This is a genomic window from Methylomonas sp. AM2-LC (assembly GCF_039904985.1).
Classification (GTDB): Bacteria; Pseudomonadota; Gammaproteobacteria; order Methylococcales; family Methylomonadaceae; genus Methylomonas.
This window is the reverse complement of record NZ_CP157005.1, coordinates 953,538-975,943: the sequence shown is the minus strand read 5'-3', so window position 1 is coordinate 975,943 and position 22,406 is coordinate 953,538. Positions and strand designations below refer to the sequence as shown.

Here is a 22,406-nt window from a genome sequence, read left to right as displayed (position 1 = left end):
TTAACCTGCTTCAACGCTGACGAGCATCCGAAAGCAGAACCTGCTCCGGCGAGGACCAACGGGCTTGGATATCGAGAAGAGCGGCAATGGCCGCGATGATGCCGTGTAGATCTTGGGTCTTGAATACGCCGCTGACTCGCTGTGCGGCAAGCTGTGTTGATGAAAGTTTGACCTGAACGTGATGATAGCGCTCGATTTCAGCAATGACTTGCGCCAATGTTTGGTCGCGAAAGATTAAGTCGCCGTGACGCCAGGCTTGTAGCGCCTCAATATCGATGGATTCCTGCAAGGACTGACGGCCTTTATCGTTATAGGCCATCCGCTCACCACCATGCAGATTACTTATGGAACGGTTAGTTGATTCCATACCGGAAGTCACTTGCACTTCGCCCTCGAACACCGTAATGGTAGTCGCTTCAGGCTTGAGATAAACCGAAAATTGGGTGCCAATGTCGCGGGTTTCACCAGCGCCGGCTTTAACCACGAAGGGACGTAGAGCCTGGTGTGCAACATGCACAAACAGTTCGCCGTGATCGAGCTGCAATTCACGGGAACTGCGGGTATAGTGTACTGTAACGGCCGTGTCTGTATTGAGTTCAAGCACACTACCATCGGCTAGCGTTACACTGCTCTGTTGACCAACAGCGGTACTGAACTGTTGGTTTTGTTCGGCAAAATACCTGCTTTGCCAAAGCATGCCCACCGCTAACACCAATACGGCTGCGGATCTAAGAGGAAGTAAACGACGGCGATTGAATCTGACACTCTGAACCGGTTGGGCCTTAGCTTGATGCGCATAAACAGACTGCAAAGACCCCATGGCTTGCCACATGCTTTCCATATTTCGATATTCGCGGCGATGTTCCGGATCAGCGGCTAGCCAGCGTTCAAAAGCCTCCCGTTCTGCATCGCTGCAATCAGGCGCGTGTAATCTGGCAAACCAGTCGCCCGCTGCCTTAGCAACAGTCGGGAAATCAAATATCTGGTTCATCGCTGTTTACCGCGTAATTCGAGATGAATGATAGACCAATAGGTCATATTATGGTTCCAATAGTCCGGCTTCGTGCAGCCGCTGTCTACAAGTCAGCATTCCTGCGCTCACATGTTTCTCTACCATGGCCACGGATATACCCAGTATTTGGGCAATTTGCGGATAAGTATAATTCTGGAATCGATGTAACACAAAGGCTTCTCGTCGTCTCTCCGGCATGCCGTCTATAGCGGCGCGAATAACCGCTTGGGTCTGCGACAAAGATAACTGCTGTTCAGGGTTCTGTTCAGTACAAGCATGCTCTGCAAGGATTTCATCGGTTTCGTGTTTGGCATCATGCCAACTGCGCCGATTCCTCACATTAACCGCTAATTGACCGGCGATATGAAACAGCAGTGCCTTAGGGCTTTGGATCTCGTCGGTAGGGACAATTTTTAATAAATTTCGATAAGTTTCCTGCGCAACGTCTGCCGCATCTTGCGGGCAATCCAGCCGCCGCCTTAGCATGCTATACAGATCTTTCTCATGGCTTTCGATAAGACTCTGAACCATGTTGCGCGCGAAATCGTTCATTCTAGAGATGGATCAAAATTTAAAGTTTTCTTACTGTTGAAGGGCTAGTGTCAAAACCGTAATGGATACTTAAGGAACATTCAGAAATCAAACAGGAAAATACAGCAATAATTACGCCATACTATTTATCATCCTAATTCGACAATCAATAATTGTAAGGAAATTATTTTTAATTCGTTGATTAGTAAATAAATATTACTGAGAGAAATGCACAGAAGATAATGCAAGATGAGTAACTAATCCTCTAAATAGAGGTTAACTCAAGCGGAAAGTCAAAAAAATAGGTTATTACACTTAATTAAACTGCGTCAAATAACACAGTTTAAATATTTGGACTTCTAAAATGGCAATTCACATTTTAGATCGCAAGCAATCTTGAATGAATAAATTAAATTGGTGGCAGAGAATCAAACGAATAAATATATACTCCACTAATGCTATGTTTTATCTACGGTGCTATCCCTAACGATTCCCATAAAAAGCCAAATAATTGCGGCACATGATACTTCGGATCATCAGGCTCCCTATCAATCAACTCATAAGAATGCAGCAAGTATTTCACCTTTTCCAATCCTTCCGGCGTTTGAATAGCCTCACGGGGAGTTTTGTCGTTCAATATCGGCAATGGTTTGTCAGCCCAGTCAACATACATTTCTTGAACGCCGCTATGGACGAGTTCTATCAATTGCTCTGACGAGAGCGTTGTCGAATCCGATGCTTCTTTGGCCTCATCCGAGTGAAAATGGGCCAGCACGTCACCAAGATCGGTTATTTCCCGACAGAGTAACGCAACGCTTGTACCGGCAAGTTCTTCAAACCAAGATCGGCCTTCGTCGGCATATTCCGGTGATTGATAAAACACTTTGATTCGATCCGGACGGCTGCTTTGATAAATGCTAAAACTAATTTGCCGCGGACTATCAGCTTTCTCCAATAGGTACGTCCAACCCCGCTCGCGACTGCCTTCAGTATTCGCTTCAGCAGCCAAGACCTTCTCTAACGTCCCCCAGACCTGAACACGATAAAGATCAGTTACGAACAATGCCGATTCTCCGATCATTTGCTCAGCCAGAGGTGGCAGTTCAAAGGGGTTTAAAAGTAACTCCAGCCAGCGGTACGGAATGACCACACTGGCAATTTCTTTGGCGAAAGCCGAATCAGGTTCACGACCTTTCAATCCCACCCGGAGATTTTTCAACAATTCCCCGCTTCGTGTACGAGGGAAAACGTATGCGGCACCCGATAGTTCGAAATGATTGTCAATTGGCAGTATTCGTGTCGCTAAAAAGTCATGTTGGGTCAGAGACTTTGAACAGGATACGCTTTGAATTTGAACCGGAAGGCTTTCGGGAAGGAGCACATCCCTTAGCATCAAGCATTCCCCCGGCATTAGCTCGACAATTTCGTAGAGCCTGAGCGATACGGTGGACAGCAATTCGATCCGTTGCCGTTCCACCTCAGAAAACTGCGGGCCGTTATTACTAAGCAGCAGTTCCGCTACCCGGCATTGTTCGTCTTCGATGATGATATTTCCATCCGCCAGCAGCCATTCAAAGGCATTGCCCATTATATTTTCAATGACTTCATCGCCTAATCCCTGCAAGAAATCATGATCATTGTCATCAATTGCACCAAAGAATACCGAGTCGATGGCATCGTGCACAGCCGCCTTATGTTTCTTCAACAACCAATCGACAGCTTTGGCGATTGCCTCGGAATGAGCATTGGTGTTCCGGCTTTCTTCGCTGTTTAGACAGCATTGTTTATATTTTTTGCCGCTGCCACAAGGACAGGGATCATTACGCCCCAGCTTTGCCATATCGATTTAGTACGCTTAATAAATGGAAAGTTATTTTATCGTATAGCGGACGATTTTAAAGCTCGATTTACTGCCCGCTGTTCAGCCTTGTATGCAAAAGTCTTCGACGCAGAACGTCGCCCATCAGCGTTCAATAATTTTTCGCGCCCGGTTTTGATTTTATCCAAGTCAGCCACCTCAAGTACAGTGTGTACGTGAAAATTAGGGCTAGCAAAATTGGGATGGAAAGCTTTAATAAAAAAAATCCGGCGCGAAGCCGGATTAGAGAGAAGAAAGGTAGAACTGTGCATACAAGCGTTGAAACATAGATTATCAATTACGGCAGCTATTTAAAATGTGACTAATTGCCGCATTGACCCAAGACCGTAAATATTGATCTAACCGTCACAGCTAAATGGTGTATTGAAAGATTCAGGCCGCAGCTGAATGCCCTGGCCCGCTCAGGCTAATTTGATGTAAAGCCGTTAAAACTCAACCTTTATAGAACCCATAAACGTGCGCGGTGCGCCAAAGGAAACAAAACCGGCGTTATATCCAGCAGAAGTATTTAAAGATGAGGGATATGCACTTGCCTGAGTATAGTAGTCGTGATCCAAAAGATTGTTCACATTCAGTTGCGCGCTGACTTTTGATTTATCCACCTTAATGCTATATGCCGCCAGCAAATCGACAGTTGCATAGCCTGGGATAGTTGGATTTGAACTATCTCCGCCATAGATATAGATAAGCTGACCATCCCTTACCGTAACACCGCCGCCTACCTTAAAACCTTTCAAAGGGTCTTGTTGAAATTCATAGGTATTCCATAGGCTGGCCGTGTTTCTGGGAACCCCCCAATATCGGCTACCTACAGTGGGATAATTATTAACTGCATCATCACTAGCCTTGGTGACAATAATATCGGTATTAGCATAGGTAGCAATCATGTTCCAACCCGGAAGGATTTCTCCCTGAATATCGAGTTCAGGTCCCCGGCTGCGAACTTCACCTGTCAGGATAACGAAGCCTGGATGAGCAATATCGGATGACTGGACATTTTGTTTGGTCAAATTATAATAAGCAAACGTCGTACGTAATCTTCCATCGAAGAACTCGTTCTTAAAGCCGACTTCCCATTGTTGAGACCCAGTGGGGCCAGCTGCTTTAATAGTCGAGTCATTCACATAAACATTACCAGTATTGGCGCCAAAATTTTCCGTGTAATTGCTGTATAGGCTAAGCCACTTTTGCGGCTGCCACAACAATCCGACGCGAGGCGTCACAGCATCTGCTGATAACGATGGGTTAGGATATATCACCATATCATTAGCTTGAGTCCAGCTACCCTGGTGAAGGTTCTGGTATCTAAATCCACCCGTAACATGAAAATCATAAGGTAATTTAATTTGGTCTTGCAGATAAAGACCGTACTGATCTAAGTGATTGACGGTATGAGGCACTGTATATGGCGAAGTCGGATTGAATACCAATCCACAATAAGGATCAGCACAATGCGTCGGGTTAAGAATATTGTTACCGGTGAAATTATAAATACTGGATGCTGAAGAGTTAGAGCTGTCCGTACGATAATAGTCGCCACCCAACAGCAAGGTGTGTTTAAGCCCCAACGTATCAAAATGACCGGTTAAATCCATGTTGGTGGCATAGACGTTGTATGTGGCATTTTGTTTATATAAAGCAAGGGCTATTTGATCTGCCGGATTACCCGGCAATAATGCTTGCGCTATAAATGGCCCATAAGCTTGCAACCCCGTTTGATTGGTTGTTGACTGATTTACAGACATACTATGTTTGATGGACCAGTCGTCGTTGAATTGGTGCGACCAGTTTACACCGCCAAAAAAATTATCCTGTTTTGCCGGGTAATATTGCCCATAATTACGACCAATGGGAACATTCATAAATTGATTATTGAGAGTTGGCACGATGCCGGTGTCCAAACCGAGATTGTCGTGACCATATTCCAGCTCCATTGTTACCTGGGTTCTGGGGCTGATATTCCATTTCAAGATCGGCGCAATATAGAATTTCTCGCTGTTGACAAATTCACGGAACGAACCGCTGTTTTCATAAGACATATTCAACCGGTACAACACGTCCTTGTTCCCTGCGACAGGGCCAGTGGCGTCGGCGGTTGTCCTGTATATGTCATAGGATCCGAATTGCTGGTTTACCGAGTAGTAGGGTGTTGCCAGCGGTTGTTTGGTGATGACGTTGACCATACCGCCCGGTTCGACCAGTCCATACAAAATGGCGGCGGAGCCTTTCAACACCTCAACGCTTTCCACATTAGCCATTTCGCGAGTTGCCGAACCCTGCTGGAGTCGGAAGCCGTTACGAAAATACGTGTCGGAGTTAAAGCCGCGCACCACGATGGATTGATTTAGACCATTAGGAAAATCAGTATTTTGATTGGAAATACCCAAGGTAACGCCACTGACGTTCTTCAAGGCCTGACCAAGTGATGTGATCTGTTGGTCTTTCAGCACCTGTTTGGAAATCACCTGCACATTCAGTGGTGTTTCCATAATGGGAGTGTCGATTTTGGTGCCGCTAGTAGCGTTGGGTAGAACGTAGTCTTCGTTGTAAGGATCTTTGACGTCGTAAACGGCATTGCCCACTACACTCACTTTCGGTAATGTAGTCGGTTCGGTCTGATTGAGACTTGGCACCTGCAACGGCTTGAGCTCTAAGGTAATGGTATTGCCATTGTTAAAACGATAACCCAACCCGGAACCTTCCAAAACCTTATTCAGCGCATCCTCGGTGGTCAATTGTCCGCTCACGCCCGGTGAGGATAACCCCTTGACCATTTCATCGGTATAAACAAACTGCACGCCGCCCTGTTCGGCAATGGCATTTAGCGCCGAATACAGCGGTTGTTTGCCAATATTGAACGTGTGCAAGTTTGCCTTAATAGCTCCCGCAGCGTTTGGGGTAACGGTTTCAACCGCTTGTACCCATGCCGACGCTACAAACGAGACTAAGCCCACGCAAAGCGGAATTTTGGCAAAAGCGATTCGCCGATTAGTTTGTTTGCTCTCTCTGCCGGAAAGGCCTGTTACCGATTTTTTCATGAGTTAAGTCCTTGTTTATTGTTTTTACCTTCACTCAACGCTTAAGAAAAGAAAAAACCTCAAAAAAACCGGTGTGGCAAATTGTCGCAGGGTGTTTATGTATGGCGAATGGGGCTTTTCGCCGTGAAGTAGATTCAAAAGCAGACATAGGATAGGTTTTCCGTATACCGAACGCTATCCTTCACCAAAATAAAACATTATTGTTGTGTTTATATACTTATTTGTTAATAATGAGCGTATCAAATACAAGGGCGTTATGATGAAATACAGCGAATTCAAACGTTGGTTAGAGCAGCAAGGCGTTAAGTTCAGTCCGGGGAAAGGTAGTCATTTGCATGGTGAGTTAAACGGTAAAAAATCCATTTTCCCTTTTCATGGCGCCAAAGAAATCCCTAACCCTTTGATGAAGAAAATTAAGAAAGATTTTGGCTTAAATTAAAGGTGACCCTATGTTTTATTATCCGGTAACAATCAACCAAGACCCGGAAACCAAGCAGTTTCTAGTCGAGTTTTTGGATATTCCCAACACCTATTCGGTAGGCGACACCTTTGATGAAGCGTTGTTAAATGCGGCTGATGCGCTTGAAACCGCGTTTTACTACTTTATGCAAAATCGTCAAGCCGTGCCGCTGGCTTCTCCGGCGAATGGTCGGCCCGCTGTCGCCGTTCCGGTACTGATAGCCGGTAAGGTAGCCTTACATAATGCCATGCTAAGCAGCGGCACACGTAAAGCGGACTTGGCCAGAAAGTTAAATATTGCTCCTGTGCTGGTTGATCGCCTGTTATCGCTGAAACACAAAAGCAAGATCGAGCAAATTGAAACGGCCTTGGCTTTGCTCGATAGACGGTTGTTGGTGGATGTCGGCTAACACTAAGATTCAACATATGAAGTATGGGGAATAGCAAACGCTCGCTTATCGGGATTCCAGCAAAACGAACGGGCCTAAATGCCGAACCCGAACCGGCAGCGTATCTTCCAGCGCATCCAGCCAGTCGTCGATATGTTTCGTATCGATGGTGACGTGAATAGCGCGATAGGCCAAATCAGCATTTAGCAATTGCACCCGGCCACGACGGTAGCGGTTTATTTCTGCAACCACGTCCTGCAATGACACGAAGTTCATGACCAAACGACCTCTTCGCCAGGCGTCAGCGGTGGACAGATCGGCGATTTGTACATCGCCAAGACTATGCTCGTTGAAAGCCACCCGCTCACCCGGCCTGAGATTGACGTTGTTGATGAACTCGCCAGCTGCAGTCGTTTGGGTTGCGCTGACTTTGCCCTCCAACAAGGTGATGGTGCCAGCCTTATCGTCATAACGCACCACAAAGCGGGTGCCGAGTGCTTCTGTAGTGGTGGTGCCGCTAATTACTCTAAAGGGCCGACTACTGTCGTGGGCGACCTCGAATTCGGCTTCACCCTGCAACAGGACGATACGCCGTTCCTTATCTGTCAAAATAACATCCAGCGCCGTGTCTGTGTTGAGGTAAACGCTACTGCCATCGGCTAAATGGAGGGTGGTCTGCTCGCCGATCAGGGTGCGATAGTCGGCTAGGGGATGATGCAGATAATCGGCACAATGGCTAAAACAAATGAACAACAGCAACGATGCAACGCTTGCAAGACCCAGTCCCCAACGGGCAACAGTGGCGTAAGGAGATGATTTTTTATGCTGCCGCTTACTTTCGACGAACGCAGCGTTCGCTGCCTTTTGACGGGCGGCATCCAGTGAAATAATGTTGGCACTACCATGAGGGCTTTGTTCGCTAAACCCTATCGCTTGAGAAAACTCACTCACAATTTCAGTGTCATGGGCGTCAATCTGCTGATTTACATGCTCAGCGACCGGCAAGGCCAGTTCCAGCATGTCCCAGAGTTTCGCCATTTTACGGCTAGCCTTTTCATGCGCGGGACTTAGCTGGCGCCATTTGTCAAAAGCGGCCTGTTCTTCAGTAGTCATGTCACCCGAGGCCATGCGAGCATACCACGAGACGGCCTCTTGTTCCAGACGCTCACGCATCAATGCATTGGATTCATTATTGGGCATGGTCATTACCTGTCAGGTGTACTATATAGCCATAACGAATAACTGGGTCTGAAACCACATATTTTTTTCGACTGCTCATATTTCGTCTTCTTCGTTATCCAGTGCCGTTCGCAAGTGATTAAGGGCACGCACCACCTCTTTTTCCACCAGACTTTTTGAGATGTCCAATTGCGCGGCTATTTCGGCATGTGTCATGCCTTCCACCCGATTCATTTTAAGAATCCGGATGCACCTTGGAGATAGTCCGGTTAATAAATTCTGGATGCGCTGAAGCTCTTCGCAAAAAAGAGCGAAAACCTCAGGTTCGGCACCTTCATCAATCTCGGATTCTTCTCGGTAATATTTTTCCAGCAAAGCCGACTGGCGTTGTTGCGTGCGTACATGATCCACTGAAAGATTGGTCGCCACCCGGTACAACCAGGCTCGAACTTGTTCCTCAGTTTCCGGTGGCGGTTTCAGATGGGGCAGTCTCAGATAGACTTCCTGGAGTAAATCCGCTGCCGTATCCGGACATTGGACTCGTCTGGTCAGAAAATGATGAAGCTGAGGACTCACGCCAAGATAAATGCAGTTGATGTCTTCTACCGAAAGGGGCATGGTTGATTGATGCGAATTTGATCTGGTTCGTAAATCAGGAAAAAGGCTATCCATATTCTAAGGGTAGTGATCGACATTTGGCAAAACTAAGCTCAGCAAGCCTTATGCCATCATCAATACCGTAAAGCTAAACTTCAATCCGAATTAGCTTGATTGGAACTGCAGGGCAACTACATAGATTAGTGCGGTATTCATGTTTTGACCTCGGGCAACTAGGAAATTCCAAACCGAGTATTAATTTGCGATGATTGAATTAAAATTCCTGAAGTTTCTAAGAAATTCATCAAGCGACCATGCGTAACAACACGGCCACGAGAGAATTTTTCGGTGAGTTGCTTGGTTTAGGGCAAAGCCTATCAAAATCCTCATCAAGTGCGGCTTCGGCGATAATGCGCCGGACATCCGAAAAGGCAAAACTGGTTCTGCCCTTCACTTTATGCCGTCGCTGCGGGTCAGCTTTTAACCGATCCGCATAAATCCAGGTGATGGTTGAAGCCATCATACAGAAGTTCAAGTGATTCAGCACCGCCTGAGCATTCCGGCACTGACTGGACTGGCTACCGATATCTTGCTTGAGCTCTTTGAACCCGGATTCGATTTTCCAGCGAGCCCCGTAAAACTCAATGATCTGCGTCACCGATAAGGTCAGATCCGTGGTAAACAACGCCACCCATTGCGTTTTCCGGAATACCCAAACGACCCGCACAGGACATTTGAGTGTTTTCAGCATCACCATCCGCTCATAGGCGCGAACGTCACGTTGTTTGCCATAGAGATTAACGGTGTAGATCGTTGCCAATGCCTGATACGCCTGCGCCATTTCAGCCGTTGATCCCAGGCGGCTACCGTACTTAGGCCGACGGCCGCGCTTTCCTGGCTGCGGTTCACCCAGTTGATCATACAAAACGTTATTGCTACGCAGCCTGGATAGCATATTGAACCGCGCCCCAAACGCTTGCCGAACCGGTTGCCACAAACTCTCGTTGCCAAACCAGCTATCCATCACGGCCAGTACGGGTGTCGTAGAAAAATGCTGTCCAATGCCGATGAGCATCTGCCCGGCTTGTTCCAACTTGGTTTGAAAAGGAACGACCTTGCCTTTGATTTTAGCGGTTCTTTGTTCCGCTTCAATGGTTTTCTTGGCGAAGTAAAAGCGGAAATCTAAAAACAAGCAAGCCCACCGTCCTTTGATTTGTTTTAACAAGCCGACGGCGACGATATTTTGCGCCCACGGATATTGGCTTTGATTCGCTTTAGCGGCATGATCGAAAATCGTATCGCAAGCAAAGATGTTTTTCCCGATTTTGGGATTGATGGAATCGTCCAGCGCCACCAGCAAGCGGCCATCGGTTTCAGGGGAGGGTATTAATCCCCAAACGGTTTGCCAAAGACGCCGCCACGGCAAAGTCGTAGACGCCATGAAGGTGTAGAACCGATGGTCTTCGATCTCAATTCCAAACAAAGTCACCAGGCAGCGAAGACAATTTGAGGTGATAGAAGACGTAAAGGGAATAATAATCGACAGGAGCGTATAGACAAATAAAGAGGCACGTTCCTGTCCGAGTTTGGTATCGGAAAATGGGGCTTGAAGTGAGTGTGAAAGATCGCGTAAAATGAACATGAATGAGGTCTGTTTTGCTGTAGAATCAAAGACTTAACACCTTGTATTATACAATAAAACACGAGCTCATTCACTATCAAGTTATTGATTTTTCAAACAAATATCCATCACTAACATATTAGTTAAGCCGACAACGGCTAGCTCTCAAGATAAGCCGCCTTGAAATTAGCATTCTGAATCTAAAATTTCTGGGAAACTTCAGTTAAAATTCGAATAATATAAAAAACGGCAAACGGTTTGGAAATGTTGTGAATTTCGATCAACCGTTTCGATTTTCAGTGCTCAATAAATTAGTGATGCAAAAATGAACCACTTAATCAAATGCCTCTTTTTAATATTTCTACTGAATGCTTGTCAGTCAAATGTTCAGAAAATCCCGGAAGTCTTACCGGAAAAAGCTGGCGAATTGCCCGTCAAAGCCTTTGCTTCCTTACCTCTCATACAACAAGCCAGTTTATCACCTGATGGCCGGTTTATCGCTTTTTTGCAAAATACCGGCAGTGAAACCGCACTGGTGACACAAGATCGAACCGGTAAAGAAATGCATGTGGTGTTAACCAGCGACAACCAAAAATTCCGGTTTCGAAGTTACGATTGGGTAAATAATAATCGTTTGTTGGTGCGCATTTTGTATCCCGCACGCCACGGCAATTTGAAAGTCTACGAAACCCGCCTGTTTGCCATCAATCGGGACGGTACCGAAGCCAAGCCGGATTTGATCCAGATTCAAAGTACCCTGAACGACCGAAAGCATATTTCCCAGTTTCAGGATAATTTTACCCTGATTCCAAATGACCCGCGCCACGTATTGATTTCTTTGGACAAACGGCATCCGGGTGCGCCCGATGTCTATAAACTGGATGTCTATACCGGCGAAACCGAGATGGTAGCCGGTAATCCCGGTTTTGTGCGTTCATGGATTTATGACCGCGAAGGCAGGGTTCGGGTCGGCATTGGTGTTACCGGCACAACAACCATTCGCATGGTGCAGCGCAAGAATTCTGAAGACGACTGGAAAGTGTTCGCAGAGTACGATGGGGTGACAGCTAGCGGATGGGAATCGTTGGGATTTAGTGATGACCCCGACTGGTTATACCTGCTTGCCAATCATCAGGGTAAAAGTGCTGTTTTCAAAATCGACCTGAACAAACCCGCTTCCGCTTCCCAGCCGGAATTAGTCTATGCCGATCCGGAATACGACGTCAAAGGCGAATTAATCTACTCCGCCGATCAAAAACGGGTTATCGGCATCAACTATATTGCCGAATCCGGAAAAGTAGCCTATTGGGATGCGGAAGCGCTACAAATACAACAGCGTATCGACAATGCCTTACCAAGGCTTGGCAACCATATCGTCTCCCGCCGTAACGGACAATATTTGCTGATCTCCTCCAGTGCTGAATTTGCACCGGTTTATTACTGGTTTGACGCCAATAAAAATTCCATCGGTGAAGTGATTAAAACCTACCCGGATCTCAAGCCATCCGTATTAGCCAAGACCGAAACAGTGCATTTTAAGGCTCGGGACGGTTTAACCTTGGAAGGTTTTCTAACTCGACCTGTCAGTTCGGCAAATTCCGGTCCAACCATCATCTTCCCTCACGGCGGCCCGTGGTCGCGCGATATCAATTCGTTCGATTACTGGACACAGTTCATGGTCAATCGCGGCTGGAATGTATTTCGAATCAATTTCCGCGGTTCAGCCGGTTACGGCGAACAATTCATCCAGGCCGGCTTTCAACGCTGGGGCTTGGAAATGCAGGATGACATAACTGACGGAGTGAACTGGTTAATCACCGGCAAAATTGCCGATCCGTCCAAAATTTGCATTGTCGGGGGTAGTTATGGCGGTTATGCCACATTGATGGGCTTAGCCAAAACCCCTGAACTTTATCGGTGCGGTGTGAGTTTTGCGCCGGTTACCGATCTGGTCGAATTGATGGAGGACTGGTCAGACATGCACTGGCTGGATCGCCATTTACGTGCAGAATTGGTTGAACAACGCTTTGGAAACTGGTGGTCAGACCGTTCGCGTCTGAAAGCAACCTCTCCTGTTAATCTGGCTAAACAAATTCAGACGCCATTATTGCTGGTGCACGGTGACGAAGACAGGAGTGTGGATGTAAATCATTCCCGCAAAATGGCTTCAGCGTTGAAAAGCGCAGGATTCAAGGACTTTCAATACATAGAGATGGAAGACGCCGACCATCACTTATCCCGAGAACAGGACAGAATGCAATTTTTTCAGGCCATGGATAGTTTCTTAAGAAAATATCAGTAAGCAAGTCAATTTAAAACATTGTTCTCGTCTGCAGATTCATCCACATCATGTTCATATAGTTATTTTTGTGGCGCAATGTACGGATTACGCGCCATATAAAATGGCACAATAATCCAAACTGCGCCACTCCTAAGATTGAAAAGATCAAGAAATTAATGCAGACGAAGAACTAGTAAAGATCGCTAAACTCATTGCTAAAAGCCCGAATGGTATGGAGTTGTAAAGCATTGCAATGGCTCTAGGAACGATTAAGCTACAAGAACGCATTTCTGGAAAAAAAACATCCTAGTCGAAACCGAACAAAAACGTTTTGTCGAATTGGTCATATTAAAATTTAACACTCAGCATATTCGCAGGAAAACAATGTAGCGGAACTTGATGAATCATAGCCAAAGGCCTATGACTAATTAAATTTCTCACGCGTATTTGGGAAATTTAATTAATTTCATTTAAAATCCTTACTTTTAATGTAATAGAAGGAATTAACAACATGAACAAATCCGACCTGATCAATGCCATCGCCACTCACGCCAACTTGACAAAAGCCGACGCAGGTCGTGCTTTGGAAGCATTGGTGCAAACCATCGAAACAACCTTGAAATCCGGCGATTCCATTACATTGATTGGGTTTGGTACGTTCGAAGTCAAGGAAAGAGCCGAACGCACCGGTCGTAATCCGCAAACTGGCGAAGCCATCACCATCGCTGCCGCCAAAGTTCCTTCATTCAAAGCCGGCAAAGCCCTGAAAGACGCCGTTCAGTGATTGAAGGTCGCTAATGCGGCCCCATGCCCCAGCCTTGCAGTTCCGCTTGCCGTTTGACCGTCGGCGCATCCAGCCCAGTCATCCGGCCTTGCGTGCGGGTCAAGGTATCCTGACGACTGCTCGTCGCAGCAGGATTGTATTTTTGCGGATTCAATCGACTGCCTGAACCGGTTAGTTGATTCAGGTTTAGTTTGGCAGCGGCATTCGCCGCTGTCGGTAAATGATTAGTCTGCGCTAGTATGCCCAGCCATTCGTCCAGATTGACACGGCTCCAATCCACTCGACTGAGATCAGCGACCTTGATGCCGGTGCAATCCGGATTTTGTGGTATCCCAAAATCCATCCCCAATTGCGGCTTGATTTGTTCGTTCAGGATTCTGGCCAGGGGTGAATTGTAACAGCAATAACTCTCCTTATGAACCAGACATAACCCTAAAATCGAGCTGTTTTGATCGCAGTAACTGCCCAAGTCTTTGCAGACTTTAAGCTGTTTTTTGGCATCCAGCTCATATTCGGTTTGTTCACAGGAGTAAATCATCTGGATGATCATGATAATAATCATCACGGCGGTATAAGCCGCCATCAAACTACTGAGCATTTCCCCGGCAAACGCTGCACCGCCGCCCATTTCCACGCCACCCGATTGCGCTGCCGGCGTTAAATTACCTGCCGAATCGAAAGCAGCTTGGCCGCCGGCGCTGAATAGTGCATTGCCCGCCGCCTCCCCAAACGTACTGCCTATCCATTCAGCCACCGAGTTGGTCAACTCCCCCTGTAGCGAGTCGAGTAATCCTTGTTCGGCCACATCGCTAACGCTCAGCAAGTCAGAGCCGACCAGATCATTCACCCCGGAAGCAAAATCCGCCTGCACGCCATTCCAGGCATCGCCAGCCGTCGCAAACGGTGTACGCAATACTTCCCAAGCGCCACGGATCGGCGAAGTGGCATTCATATCCATGATGGCGTTATCCAATTGACTCGTAGCCATCAGTAATTCGATATACTGACTCAAGCCCATGCCGCCGGTCGGCGAATTACAGCAGTCCACCAGCGACAGACCGCCGCCCACCATTTTGCAGGTCGCAGGGCTGCCCTTGAACACCTGGCAAGTGGTGGGGTCTTTTTGTTGCAGGTTGGCATTGGAGTAATCGCAACTCATATCCATCGCCATCTGCTGAGCCGAGTTCAACAAAGCAACTGCTTTAGTAAAATCGGTGCTCTGGGTGCGGTTCGGCGTCACGCACTCTTCGCCCATGCAACGGATCGGCCCCGAGCATTGCTGGCGGGTACTACTCTGAATACCCGGAATACCGACTTGCTGGCCGCAATCGTAGGTATCGATACTATCCCAGCAAGTGCCCGAGGCCAGCACATCCATGCACTGGCTTTTGATAAACGCACATCCCTGGGTTTCCAGGCTGGCGCAGTTCGTGGTCGGCGTGCCTTGGGCCGGTTGAGCCAAACAGTGCGTGCCGGCCGTATCCGTCCAGCATTGTCCGGCGTTGCTCAGATCGCAATGCCCTGAAGCCGAGAGGCTCATGCAAGTATTGGGAATACCCGCAGAACTGGCCATCGGCGCTGGTGTTAAACTGTTGGCGCAGACAATGACCTGCGAAGCTGGATCGACATAACAGCCTGAGGCGTTGGCAGGATTACTGGTGCAAGTCAACTGGCTACCCGCCTGACAAATTCCATCGGTAATGGCATTGGCCAGATTCTGGCAGTTTGCGCCATCCCAACTCCAACTGTCCTGAGTGATCAGTTTAGAGACATCGAATTTAACACGAATCCGCGAATAACCTTCACCCATGCCGCCCACTAATGTATTTTGCTTAAACACTTTATTGCCGGTACTGTTAAAAGCCCAGGTCACATCCAAATTTGGGTAATCATTCCAGTTACGGCCGAGTTCACAGGGGCCTCCCCAACCACTGGATCCGGTATAAATCAGATTGCCACCGTAAAATACCTGCGCATGGTCATCAAACTCAACCATAGCCAAAGTGGCGCTGGTAATCGCTTCCGGATGCTTGACGTTATAAGTCACCTGCCAGGTAAACACTCCGCAACCGGCCGACCAGTAATTATCACCGACCACGCCGACATACAAATCCACGCAACCGGGACCGCAGTTCGACACGCCACCGTTGCCGGAGACATAGGTCAACAACGGTTCAACCGTCACTTGATGGGTAGCGGTACAGCTTTGCGGTATGGTGGGCTGACGCACACAGAGTTGATAATTCGGTAACTGAACAGTTTGCGTGGTCTCGGTCTGTGTGGTGGTGGTCGTACAATCCGAGAACGACTGCGCCCAAGGGGTAAAATTGGCAAACACCTGATCGCCAGTCGTCCAGATCGGATCGTTCTGTAAATCCGGGTGCGACTGGTGGGCGTTATTAATCAGTGTTCGATAAGCATCTCCTGTCGAGCTATTTTCAGTGGTCAAAGCCGTTTGCGTATCGATGCCCGCCGCCACCGTACCGGGATCGTTACCATACAAACTGGTGATGTTAGCCGTCGTGCTAGTGGTATTGCCCGAATCCGGGAACAGCGTACTGACATTAATCGAGCTTTGCTGAGCAGAGCCGGGATTCAAGGTCATCACGCCATTGCCGGCATCTAGCGGAAATTGAAACCCTCCGATGAGCTGTTGGCCGGCCTGCTGTCCCTGCGTGCCGGCATTCTGTATGGCATCCGCCCAGCTCAAGCCGAACGGCGTCCAGGCCATGGTGACACTTAAAGTAATCGCGAGCGAACGGCTCAAAACCACTTGCTGTTCAAAATAGGCTGCTAATCCCATCCATTTGCTCCGGCTAATTCAGACAGCAGTCTTGCCAGCGCCATAGGATATAGACATGATCCTCACCTGGCCCCGGATAAGTCCTTCCCGCACCCCAGGTAAACGTGGTTTCACCGATGGCATGATTGGAAGCGGTTTCCGCCACCGGATAAAACATGCTCAGCCGATATTGCGATTTGGGTATGAAGGGATAAATCGTACCGCCGCACAAAGCCTCATTGCCGGCAGTTTTCCAGGCCAGACCACGGCGATGCAAAGCAGCGGTCGCCCGTGTGGCCAATAAACTGGTAATTCGAGGATCGGTACCGTAACTGGTCGGGGAAATACCAGATAAGGGATACAGGTGCCCCCAAGCACCGGCACACCAGAACAAGGCGTCAATCGGATGACCGGTGGCTGCGGCCGCTGCATCCCCGACACAAGCTGCAATGGCGGCAGGATTAGCGAATAAAGCCGTTTCCGGACTGGTAAAAAATGCCAGTAAATCACTGTTCCAGGTCGGATCGAGTTCCGAGACATACATTAAATCGAAATCCCGGTAACCATCGGCGTTGCAGCGTTTATCCCAGAACAAATCCAGAATAATGGTCAACGGAAAAGCAAAATAGTGATAATTAAAAAACGACATTTCGCTGGCGTCGAAATCCGCCTTGCCGGTGGTGGCTGTTAAACGCACTTGCGAGACGCTGAAGGTCATGCCACCCAAGGACGGCGAGCACCAAGGATTTCTGACCAGTTCGATCAATCGCGCCGGGTTCCACATACCTAGTGTCATGCCCGGTTGTGGCAACCCCAATGGATCATTACAAAAGCAAAATACTTGGTCGCTGGCGATACTGGGTACGTTGCCGCCGCCAAGCTCCGCGCCGGCTGCTCGAATCGGAAACAGGCATTCCCAGCAAATATCAGTAATCAACTTCCCTGACCAAAGTTCGGCATCGGCGCATAGTGGATCAGTGGTGCTGGTCGTGGTGTCGGCGTAAATACTCACGGTAAAAGGCAATAAAACCAGCAGCCATAGCCTAATAGCCTGGTTCAGCTTTGCTTTCAAGAATCCGCAGACAATGACAAAGCAAGTCATAACGCCGCTCCTAAAGCCAATCCTGAAACTTTACGTTCCCGGATCACAACCTGCTTGCTCGACTGCTCCACCAGCACCGGCACATGCTCCAACTGAAATCGCGTCCGCACATCCGGTGTAAGCAAATACACCGGCGCATTCAACGTGTTTTCCAATGCCTTTAATGCCTCCCAGCCCTCCTGACGCGGTAATTGCGTTGCCAGATACATGCGTCTCGCCTTATTGTCTGAACAGGACTGAGTTTTTGACCAGTTAACCTGAGCTTGCTCTGTGCCATCAAACACCAGCAAGCACAGTCCGAAACTCATCTTGTCCAATGGATTCACGGTTTGTCCAGCACGCATCAGCAGTTTGCCATTCGGGTCGGTTAAATCGCGTGGCGCTGTGACGGTCAGATCAACTAAGCGTTCTCGATCTTCCAACGCAGTGGGTAAAACTTCAAAATGACGTTGCTCCCAAAATCGCGCAAGCACCTGCTGTTTTTTCTGTTGCCAGTCAATGGCGGCCAGTCGGCTTTTCATTTCGGCCAACAAATCCATTTCGGCAATTTTATAGACCGTACCCAAACTGCCCAGATCACCCTGTTTTCCTTGCTGCTGTCTGTCTTTTAACCAAGCCAGGCTGGTGATGCCCTTGACGTGTAAACTGGCTTTGCCATGCTCTTCAATGATCATGTCCGGCACCGAGGTCACGGCATATTTCTGGAATCGAACCGGATCGATGACGATATTCGGTAAGGGCTCAATCTCTTTCAAAAGGGTTTTTAACTCGGCAAATAGGGCCGGCAGCTTTTGCATGGGCTTGGGTCCGCGTAATACCAGCAACACATCATTCTGACCGGAGGCTTCCTGGAAGATGCCTTTCAGTGCAGCAGTACCCATAGAGAACGAAATAAACATGACACTTAAAGGTTTACCGACAGCTAGTTTTGGCGTTGCGCTATTTAAATCACCAGGTTTGAAGGCGTCCTTCATTAACACTGATTTTGATTGTCTAAAAACATCAATTGCTTGTCGTTGCGCTTCCGCTTGAGTCGGATTTCCATCCAGCCATTCTGGTCGTTCTTGCCCATCAAGCGCTTGCAGAATTTGCCGGGATTTACTGAACCAATCTTCCTCTGCCCATGCCGAAGCCTGCCAAAGCAGCAAAGCCGTCAGTGAACACGCTGACCATCTGACTGAGACTTTCGAACTATCCGTGTTAATAAATCGCATAAGCCCTACCGATGACCTGATAATCGTAGACATAACCCCAGTATCTGGAATCAAAGCTTTTTGCAGTTTTGCCGGTCACCCAGTAAGCCGACAGTGGAATGTTTTCATCGCGCTTAAAGGCTGAAGACGATTTCTTCAGCTTCTCTGCCAGCGGTAGGCCTTCGATGATCAATGAGCCGTTAACGGTGGTCTGAAGACTATCCACCTTAATGTGGTCGCCAGTGACGCCGGCAGCGATCTTGACGATGATTTGACCGTCCTTAAAATAAGGCGACATGCGTTCCGCCCGGAAGGCTATCAAATCCCCTCGCCAGATGTCCTTGTTAAAGGTGTCGATAATATAAATGCGTTTATCCGGCAAACAACGGTCAATCTGATCATCGCCGCCGATCAGAAACCGCTCGCCCAGGTAACTTTCCAGCGCCAACGCTAGAAGCAATACGGGCAAGGCTTTCATTAAAAGCCAACCCAGCGCGGCTGCGGATTTATAGGGCGGTATTTTTCGGGTCATGGTTTACCGTCCTTCCTGACATAAACGTCTTCAGGTGCGGCAACTACCGCCGTGGAATCGATGACCAGATAACCCGCCGCGCTTAACTTAGTGGCCTGGGTTTTCCAGCTATCGACGATTTGCGTCATTTGTTCCTGACTGGCGTTCGGCGGCAAAGACTGAATAAGCTTGGCCCGATCCAGTACAAATACCGGCGTGACCAGATTCAAACGTTCCAGCGGGGCTTTCAGCAAATACTTTGCTATCAATCCACCCCCAGCCAGACCCGACAACGAGGCAATAACTACCATTGCTAGCCATCCTGCTTTACCGACCATGTTGCACCTCGGAGTCCTTCGTATAATGGGCGTTGTCCAAATGCCTTGCGGTGGCACCCTTGGCTTTACGGCTTTCAATCAATTGCTGAACCGCTTCGCCTAGACTCAAGCCCTGGCGGCGCAATTGCTTGAGTGCTTGCACATCTTCCGGCTTGGTGGAAAACAACACGCGTTTGAAGGGATCAACAATCAGCCGGCCGATGCCAGATCCCATCTCGGTGATAAAAAAGATTTCCGAATAAGCGCCTGGCAGCGTGTGTACTGTTTTGAGCAATTCATAACCGCCGTCCGATAAAGGCAGACGCCGATCCTGCTTCATGCCTTCGATGACTTCGGCTTTCTGGCCGAGTAGATACATATTGGCCGAGTTCTCGACAATAGCTCGACCCGCCGCATTGCGGTATAAGTCGTTCACGGACTGGGTGATGGTCACCGCCGCACCGCCGTATTTACGAAAGCGCCGATAGCCGTGCTCCATGAACTTGGCGACATCGCCTTCGGTGAGCAGGTCCCAGGCTTCGTCGATAATGACAATTTTGGGTCGATTACGTTCGCCCAGATACATCTCTTGTTGGATTTGGTAGATCAACTGCAGTAACACGACCTGTTGCAGATGTTTCCTTCCCTTGAGTTCTTCCAGTTCCAGTACGGTAAAATCGCTGACGAACTTGGCGTTGTTTTTGCCGTTAAAATAGCGGCCGTATTCGCCCTTGGTGGTAAACGGAAACAACTGCTCGCCGACATCTTTTAGGCGCTGATCCTCCTCCCTACATAAGGTGGTGGCAATGTCGTCGACGGACATGGACTGTGCTTTATCGGTCCACAGGTTTTTTAAAATCCGTTTCAGACCGGCCGTTTGAAAATCGGTGAGTTTTTCGGTCGGCGCCGCCATCTGACTGACCAGACCGGCCAGCATGTCGGCTTCCTCTTCAAAATGTTGGACGATCTCAAAGGGGTTCATGCAAATGCCGGAACTGTTGGTGAACTTCACAAAATCGCCTTCCAGTACTTCGCAGAGATTTTCATAAGAGCGGCCGACATCAATGGCCCAAATTTGTGCACCTTCGGTCAGATAGCTGACGATGATCTCGTTGGTCAGAAAGGATTTGCCCTTACCGGATTCGGCGGCAATACAGAGATTGTAGTTACCGGTGGTATCGAACAGTGACACTGCCATATGCTCGCCATTGCGCGAGACAAAATTCAAGGTGGGTGTACCGGTGCCGGCCCAGTCGCCAAAAATCGGCAGCAACGGGATCGCATGCCGCGTCGCCAAGGTGCGATAGCGCTTAAGATCGGGGATCGCCGCCCGTTCCGCTCCGAAAGGCAGGCAGTTTAGGAAAAACGGCAAACAGAAAAACTTGTCTTCCAGCAACTGAAAGCCCAGCTCCCGAAAATACACACGGGCGTTGGAGATGGCGGCGGCTTCATCCTGTTCGTCGCAGAACAACACCATACCGAAGTAACTGCGAATAGGCCGGTCGCCATCGGCATATGCATCGAATAGCACGTCAAAATTTTGCTTACGGTGCACCAAGGCCGGCAAAAAACGGGCGATGGGCGTATTGACCTGATTGGTAATAAACTGCCGGACGCCTTCTTGTTTAGCACGGGTGGACTCGGCATCCGGGTAATGGATGCTCATGGTAATCAGCGCATTCTGTCGGATACCACGGGTGCCGGATAAAAAATCACCCAGGTAGCTTTTGGCGCTGCCGAAATAAAAATGATCCGGGGTGCGTTTGGCCGACAGGGTTTTGACACGTTTGGGATTCAGCAAAATTCCCTTTTCATCGCTTTCCAGCACGGTGTCGTAATCCAGCAACTGGTCGCGGATCAATTGAGTCGGATCGCATTCAGGAACAACGCGGTCTTTCCAGCCGGCGAAACTGTTCCAGTTCACGAGCGTATTCATGATACGGACATACTGATTAGAATCCAACACATCCGGATAAAGACCAATGGTCGCCAGCGATTGCTTCGTCGCCATCTGTAATTCAGTCGCAGTTCGCATTTCAGCCGCGCTGGGGCGCGGATGGGCAATCGGTAGTTTCACCGTGATCAGCACATGGCTGCGCCGCAAACGCGCACCCGAAATCGGCTCGGGCGGTTTATCCGTGCCTTGCCGCAGAAAATCGATACTGGCTTTGGTCATGGTTTTATAGGTGGGCTTTTGCTGTTTCAAGCGCCTGGCCTGCATCACCGCCAGCGATTCTTCAATATCCGGTGAAGTCCAAAGACTCACCTGTAAGATCGTATCCGCCGGCCAATCCTGATTGAGGAGTACATTCACTCTGGCCGAGACGCTGTAGTCGGCGCCGGTCAAAGGCCTACAGATAAAACCAAAGCCGAGGCTGGAATCTGCCAGTAGAAAGACCTGTAGTTCCGGGTCATAAGCCAGCGTGGGAAACAATTCGTCGATATGATGACGTTGGGATTTTTTCATGGCGCCTCCTGCTCGGATAACAGCCGCAGACTCTCAGAAAGCGTTTCAGCCTTTAAGCGAATCGTGTAAGGGTGCCGACATATCCGCACAGCACGTTTCTTTTTGATCAGCTCCCGCGCACGGGCGGGATGGCAGGGATTGAGTGGCTTACCTTTCGGCAATTGCACACAAACAGTTTTATTAGCGGATAGGGGAACCGAAACACGGCGGTTGCCCGCCGCCAACTCGGAGTTTTGATTGACGCCGGTGGTGTGATGCATAGCA

The 22,406-nt window shown here is 48.6% G+C and carries 18 protein-coding genes; 4 read left to right on the top strand and 14 right to left on the bottom strand.

Annotation, left to right across the window (positions count from 1 at the left end):
* Positions 1–10: 10 nt before the first annotated feature.
* From ABH008_RS04520 to ABH008_RS04505, 4 genes are all read right to left on the bottom strand, one after another.
* Positions 11–991 (bottom strand): FecR family protein, encoded by a 981-nt coding sequence (locus ABH008_RS04520; protein ID WP_347988662.1) that lies wholly within the window; start codon positions 989–991, stop codon positions 11–13.
* Positions 992–1,039: 48 nt separating this feature from the next.
* A complete protein-coding gene (locus tag ABH008_RS04515) occupies positions 1,040–1,564 on the bottom strand; it encodes an RNA polymerase sigma factor (protein WP_347988661.1) in 525 nt (174 codons plus the stop codon).
* A gap of 448 nt (positions 1,565–2,012) precedes the next feature.
* Positions 2,013–3,383: an SEC-C metal-binding domain-containing protein gene (locus ABH008_RS04510; protein ID WP_347988660.1), complete on the bottom strand. Its 1,371-nt coding sequence runs from the start codon at positions 3,381–3,383 to the stop codon at positions 2,013–2,015.
* A gap of 464 nt (positions 3,384–3,847) precedes the next feature.
* Positions 3,848–6,460, bottom strand: a complete 2,613-nt coding sequence (locus tag ABH008_RS04505) for a TonB-dependent receptor (RefSeq protein WP_347988659.1) — start codon at positions 6,458–6,460, stop codon at positions 3,848–3,850.
* 256 nt (positions 6,461–6,716) lie between these two features.
* Between ABH008_RS04505 and ABH008_RS04500 the strand changes: the two genes are divergently transcribed.
* Together ABH008_RS04500 and ABH008_RS04495 are read left to right on the top strand one after the other, a co-directional pair.
* The gene (locus ABH008_RS04500; protein WP_347988658.1) at positions 6,717–6,899 is read left to right on the top strand and encodes a type II toxin-antitoxin system HicA family toxin; all 183 of its coding nucleotides are present in this window, start codon (positions 6,717–6,719) and stop codon (positions 6,897–6,899) included.
* A gap of 10 nt (positions 6,900–6,909) precedes the next feature.
* Positions 6,910–7,329, top strand: a complete 420-nt coding sequence (locus ABH008_RS04495) for a type II toxin-antitoxin system HicB family antitoxin (RefSeq protein ID WP_347988657.1) — start codon at positions 6,910–6,912, stop codon at positions 7,327–7,329.
* Between the two features lie 45 nt (positions 7,330–7,374).
* On the opposite strand, the gene ABH008_RS04490 is transcribed toward ABH008_RS04495, so the two are convergent.
* From ABH008_RS04490 to ABH008_RS04480, 3 genes are all read right to left on the bottom strand, one after another.
* Complete coding sequence (locus tag ABH008_RS04490; protein WP_347988656.1) at positions 7,375–8,508, bottom strand: FecR family protein; 1,134 nt, start codon at positions 8,506–8,508, stop codon at positions 7,375–7,377.
* Positions 8,509–8,583: 75 nt separating this feature from the next.
* Complete coding sequence (locus ABH008_RS04485; RefSeq protein WP_347988655.1) at positions 8,584–9,105, bottom strand: RNA polymerase sigma factor; 522 nt, start codon at positions 9,103–9,105, stop codon at positions 8,584–8,586.
* Between the two features lie 283 nt (positions 9,106–9,388).
* Positions 9,389–10,726, bottom strand: a complete 1,338-nt coding sequence (locus ABH008_RS04480; protein WP_347988654.1) for a transposase — start codon at positions 10,724–10,726, stop codon at positions 9,389–9,391.
* A 304-nt stretch (positions 10,727–11,030) separates the two neighbouring features.
* On the opposite strand from ABH008_RS04480, the gene ABH008_RS04475 reads away from it, so the two are divergent.
* Both ABH008_RS04475 and ABH008_RS04470 read left to right on the top strand, forming a co-directional pair.
* Positions 11,031–13,007: a S9 family peptidase gene (locus ABH008_RS04475; RefSeq protein ID WP_347988653.1), complete on the top strand. Its 1,977-nt coding sequence runs from the start codon at positions 11,031–11,033 to the stop codon at positions 13,005–13,007.
* Positions 13,008–13,497: 490 nt separating this feature from the next.
* Positions 13,498–13,770: an HU family DNA-binding protein gene (locus ABH008_RS04470; protein ID WP_347988652.1), complete on the top strand. Its 273-nt coding sequence runs from the start codon at positions 13,498–13,500 to the stop codon at positions 13,768–13,770.
* A 10-nt stretch (positions 13,771–13,780) separates the two neighbouring features.
* Here the strand turns inward: ABH008_RS04470 and traN are convergent, their stop codons facing one another.
* From traN to ABH008_RS04435, 7 genes are read right to left on the bottom strand one after another with little or no spacing between them, the layout of a single operon-like run.
* Positions 13,781–16,573: a conjugal transfer mating pair stabilization protein TraN gene (traN, locus tag ABH008_RS04465; protein ID WP_347988651.1), complete on the bottom strand. Its 2,793-nt coding sequence runs from the start codon at positions 16,571–16,573 to the stop codon at positions 13,781–13,783.
* A gap of 13 nt (positions 16,574–16,586) precedes the next feature.
* Complete coding sequence (locus tag ABH008_RS04460) at positions 16,587–17,654, bottom strand: TraU family protein (protein ID WP_347988650.1); 1,068 nt, start codon at positions 17,652–17,654, stop codon at positions 16,587–16,589.
* Positions 17,651–18,868 carry a TrbC family F-type conjugative pilus assembly protein gene (locus tag ABH008_RS04455; RefSeq protein WP_347988649.1) on the bottom strand — a complete coding sequence of 406 codons (1,218 nt, stop codon included), beginning with the start codon at positions 18,866–18,868 and terminating at the stop codon, positions 17,651–17,653. Before ABH008_RS04455 ends, ABH008_RS04460 begins: the two co-directional genes overlap by 4 nt.
* Entirely contained in the window at positions 18,855–19,379 is a 525-nt protein-coding gene (lepB, locus tag ABH008_RS04450) for a signal peptidase I (RefSeq protein ID WP_347988648.1), read from the bottom strand. The genes ABH008_RS04455 and lepB overlap by 14 nt, the downstream gene beginning before the upstream one ends.
* Positions 19,376–19,669, bottom strand: coding sequence for a hypothetical protein (locus ABH008_RS04445; RefSeq protein WP_347988647.1), 294 nt, complete (start codon positions 19,667–19,669; stop codon positions 19,376–19,378). The genes lepB and ABH008_RS04445 overlap by 4 nt, the downstream gene beginning before the upstream one ends.
* Positions 19,670–19,685: 16 nt before the next feature.
* Positions 19,686–22,142, bottom strand: coding sequence for a type IV secretion system protein TraC (traC, locus tag ABH008_RS04440; RefSeq protein WP_347988646.1), 2,457 nt, complete (start codon positions 22,140–22,142; stop codon positions 19,686–19,688).
* Positions 22,139–22,402 (bottom strand): RRXRR domain-containing protein, encoded by a 264-nt coding sequence (locus ABH008_RS04435; protein ID WP_347988645.1) that lies wholly within the window; start codon positions 22,400–22,402, stop codon positions 22,139–22,141. Before ABH008_RS04435 ends, traC begins: the two co-directional genes overlap by 4 nt.
* Positions 22,403–22,406: the final 4 nt, after the last annotated feature.

What these genes read in the sequence shown, in the direction of transcription:
- ABH008_RS04520 (WP_347988662.1), bottom strand. Translation starts at nt 991, where the DNA reads ATGAACCAGATATTTGATTTCCCGACTGTTGCTAAGGCAGCGGGCGAC.
- ABH008_RS04515 (WP_347988661.1), bottom strand. Translation starts at nt 1,564, where the DNA reads ATGAACGATTTCGCGCGCAACATGGTTCAGAGTCTTATCGAAAGCCAT.
- ABH008_RS04510 (WP_347988660.1), bottom strand. Translation starts at nt 3,383, where the DNA reads ATGGCAAAGCTGGGGCGTAATGATCCCTGTCCTTGTGGCAGCGGCAAA.
- ABH008_RS04505 (WP_347988659.1), bottom strand. Translation starts at nt 6,460, where the DNA reads ATGAAAAAATCGGTAACAGGCCTTTCCGGCAGAGAGAGCAAACAAACT.
- ABH008_RS04500 (WP_347988658.1), top strand. Translation starts at nt 6,717, where the DNA reads ATGATGAAATACAGCGAATTCAAACGTTGGTTAGAGCAGCAAGGCGTT.
- ABH008_RS04495 (WP_347988657.1), top strand. Translation starts at nt 6,910, where the DNA reads ATGTTTTATTATCCGGTAACAATCAACCAAGACCCGGAAACCAAGCAG.
- ABH008_RS04490 (WP_347988656.1), bottom strand. Translation starts at nt 8,508, where the DNA reads ATGCCCAATAATGAATCCAATGCATTGATGCGTGAGCGTCTGGAACAA.
- ABH008_RS04485 (WP_347988655.1), bottom strand. Translation starts at nt 9,105, where the DNA reads ATGCCCCTTTCGGTAGAAGACATCAACTGCATTTATCTTGGCGTGAGT.
- ABH008_RS04480 (WP_347988654.1), bottom strand. Translation starts at nt 10,726, where the DNA reads ATGTTCATTTTACGCGATCTTTCACACTCACTTCAAGCCCCATTTTCC.
- ABH008_RS04475 (WP_347988653.1), top strand. Translation starts at nt 11,031, where the DNA reads ATGAACCACTTAATCAAATGCCTCTTTTTAATATTTCTACTGAATGCT.
- ABH008_RS04470 (WP_347988652.1), top strand. Translation starts at nt 13,498, where the DNA reads ATGAACAAATCCGACCTGATCAATGCCATCGCCACTCACGCCAACTTG.
- traN (WP_347988651.1), bottom strand. Translation starts at nt 16,573, where the DNA reads ATGGGATTAGCAGCCTATTTTGAACAGCAAGTGGTTTTGAGCCGTTCG.
- ABH008_RS04460 (WP_347988650.1), bottom strand. Translation starts at nt 17,654, where the DNA reads ATGACTTGCTTTGTCATTGTCTGCGGATTCTTGAAAGCAAAGCTGAAC.
- ABH008_RS04455 (WP_347988649.1), bottom strand. Translation starts at nt 18,868, where the DNA reads ATGCGATTTATTAACACGGATAGTTCGAAAGTCTCAGTCAGATGGTCA.
- lepB (WP_347988648.1), bottom strand. Translation starts at nt 19,379, where the DNA reads ATGACCCGAAAAATACCGCCCTATAAATCCGCAGCCGCGCTGGGTTGG.
- ABH008_RS04445 (WP_347988647.1), bottom strand. Translation starts at nt 19,669, where the DNA reads ATGGTAGTTATTGCCTCGTTGTCGGGTCTGGCTGGGGGTGGATTGATA.
- traC (WP_347988646.1), bottom strand. Translation starts at nt 22,142, where the DNA reads ATGAAAAAATCCCAACGTCATCATATCGACGAATTGTTTCCCACGCTG.
- ABH008_RS04435 (WP_347988645.1), bottom strand. Translation starts at nt 22,402, where the DNA reads ATGCATCACACCACCGGCGTCAATCAAAACTCCGAGTTGGCGGCGGGC.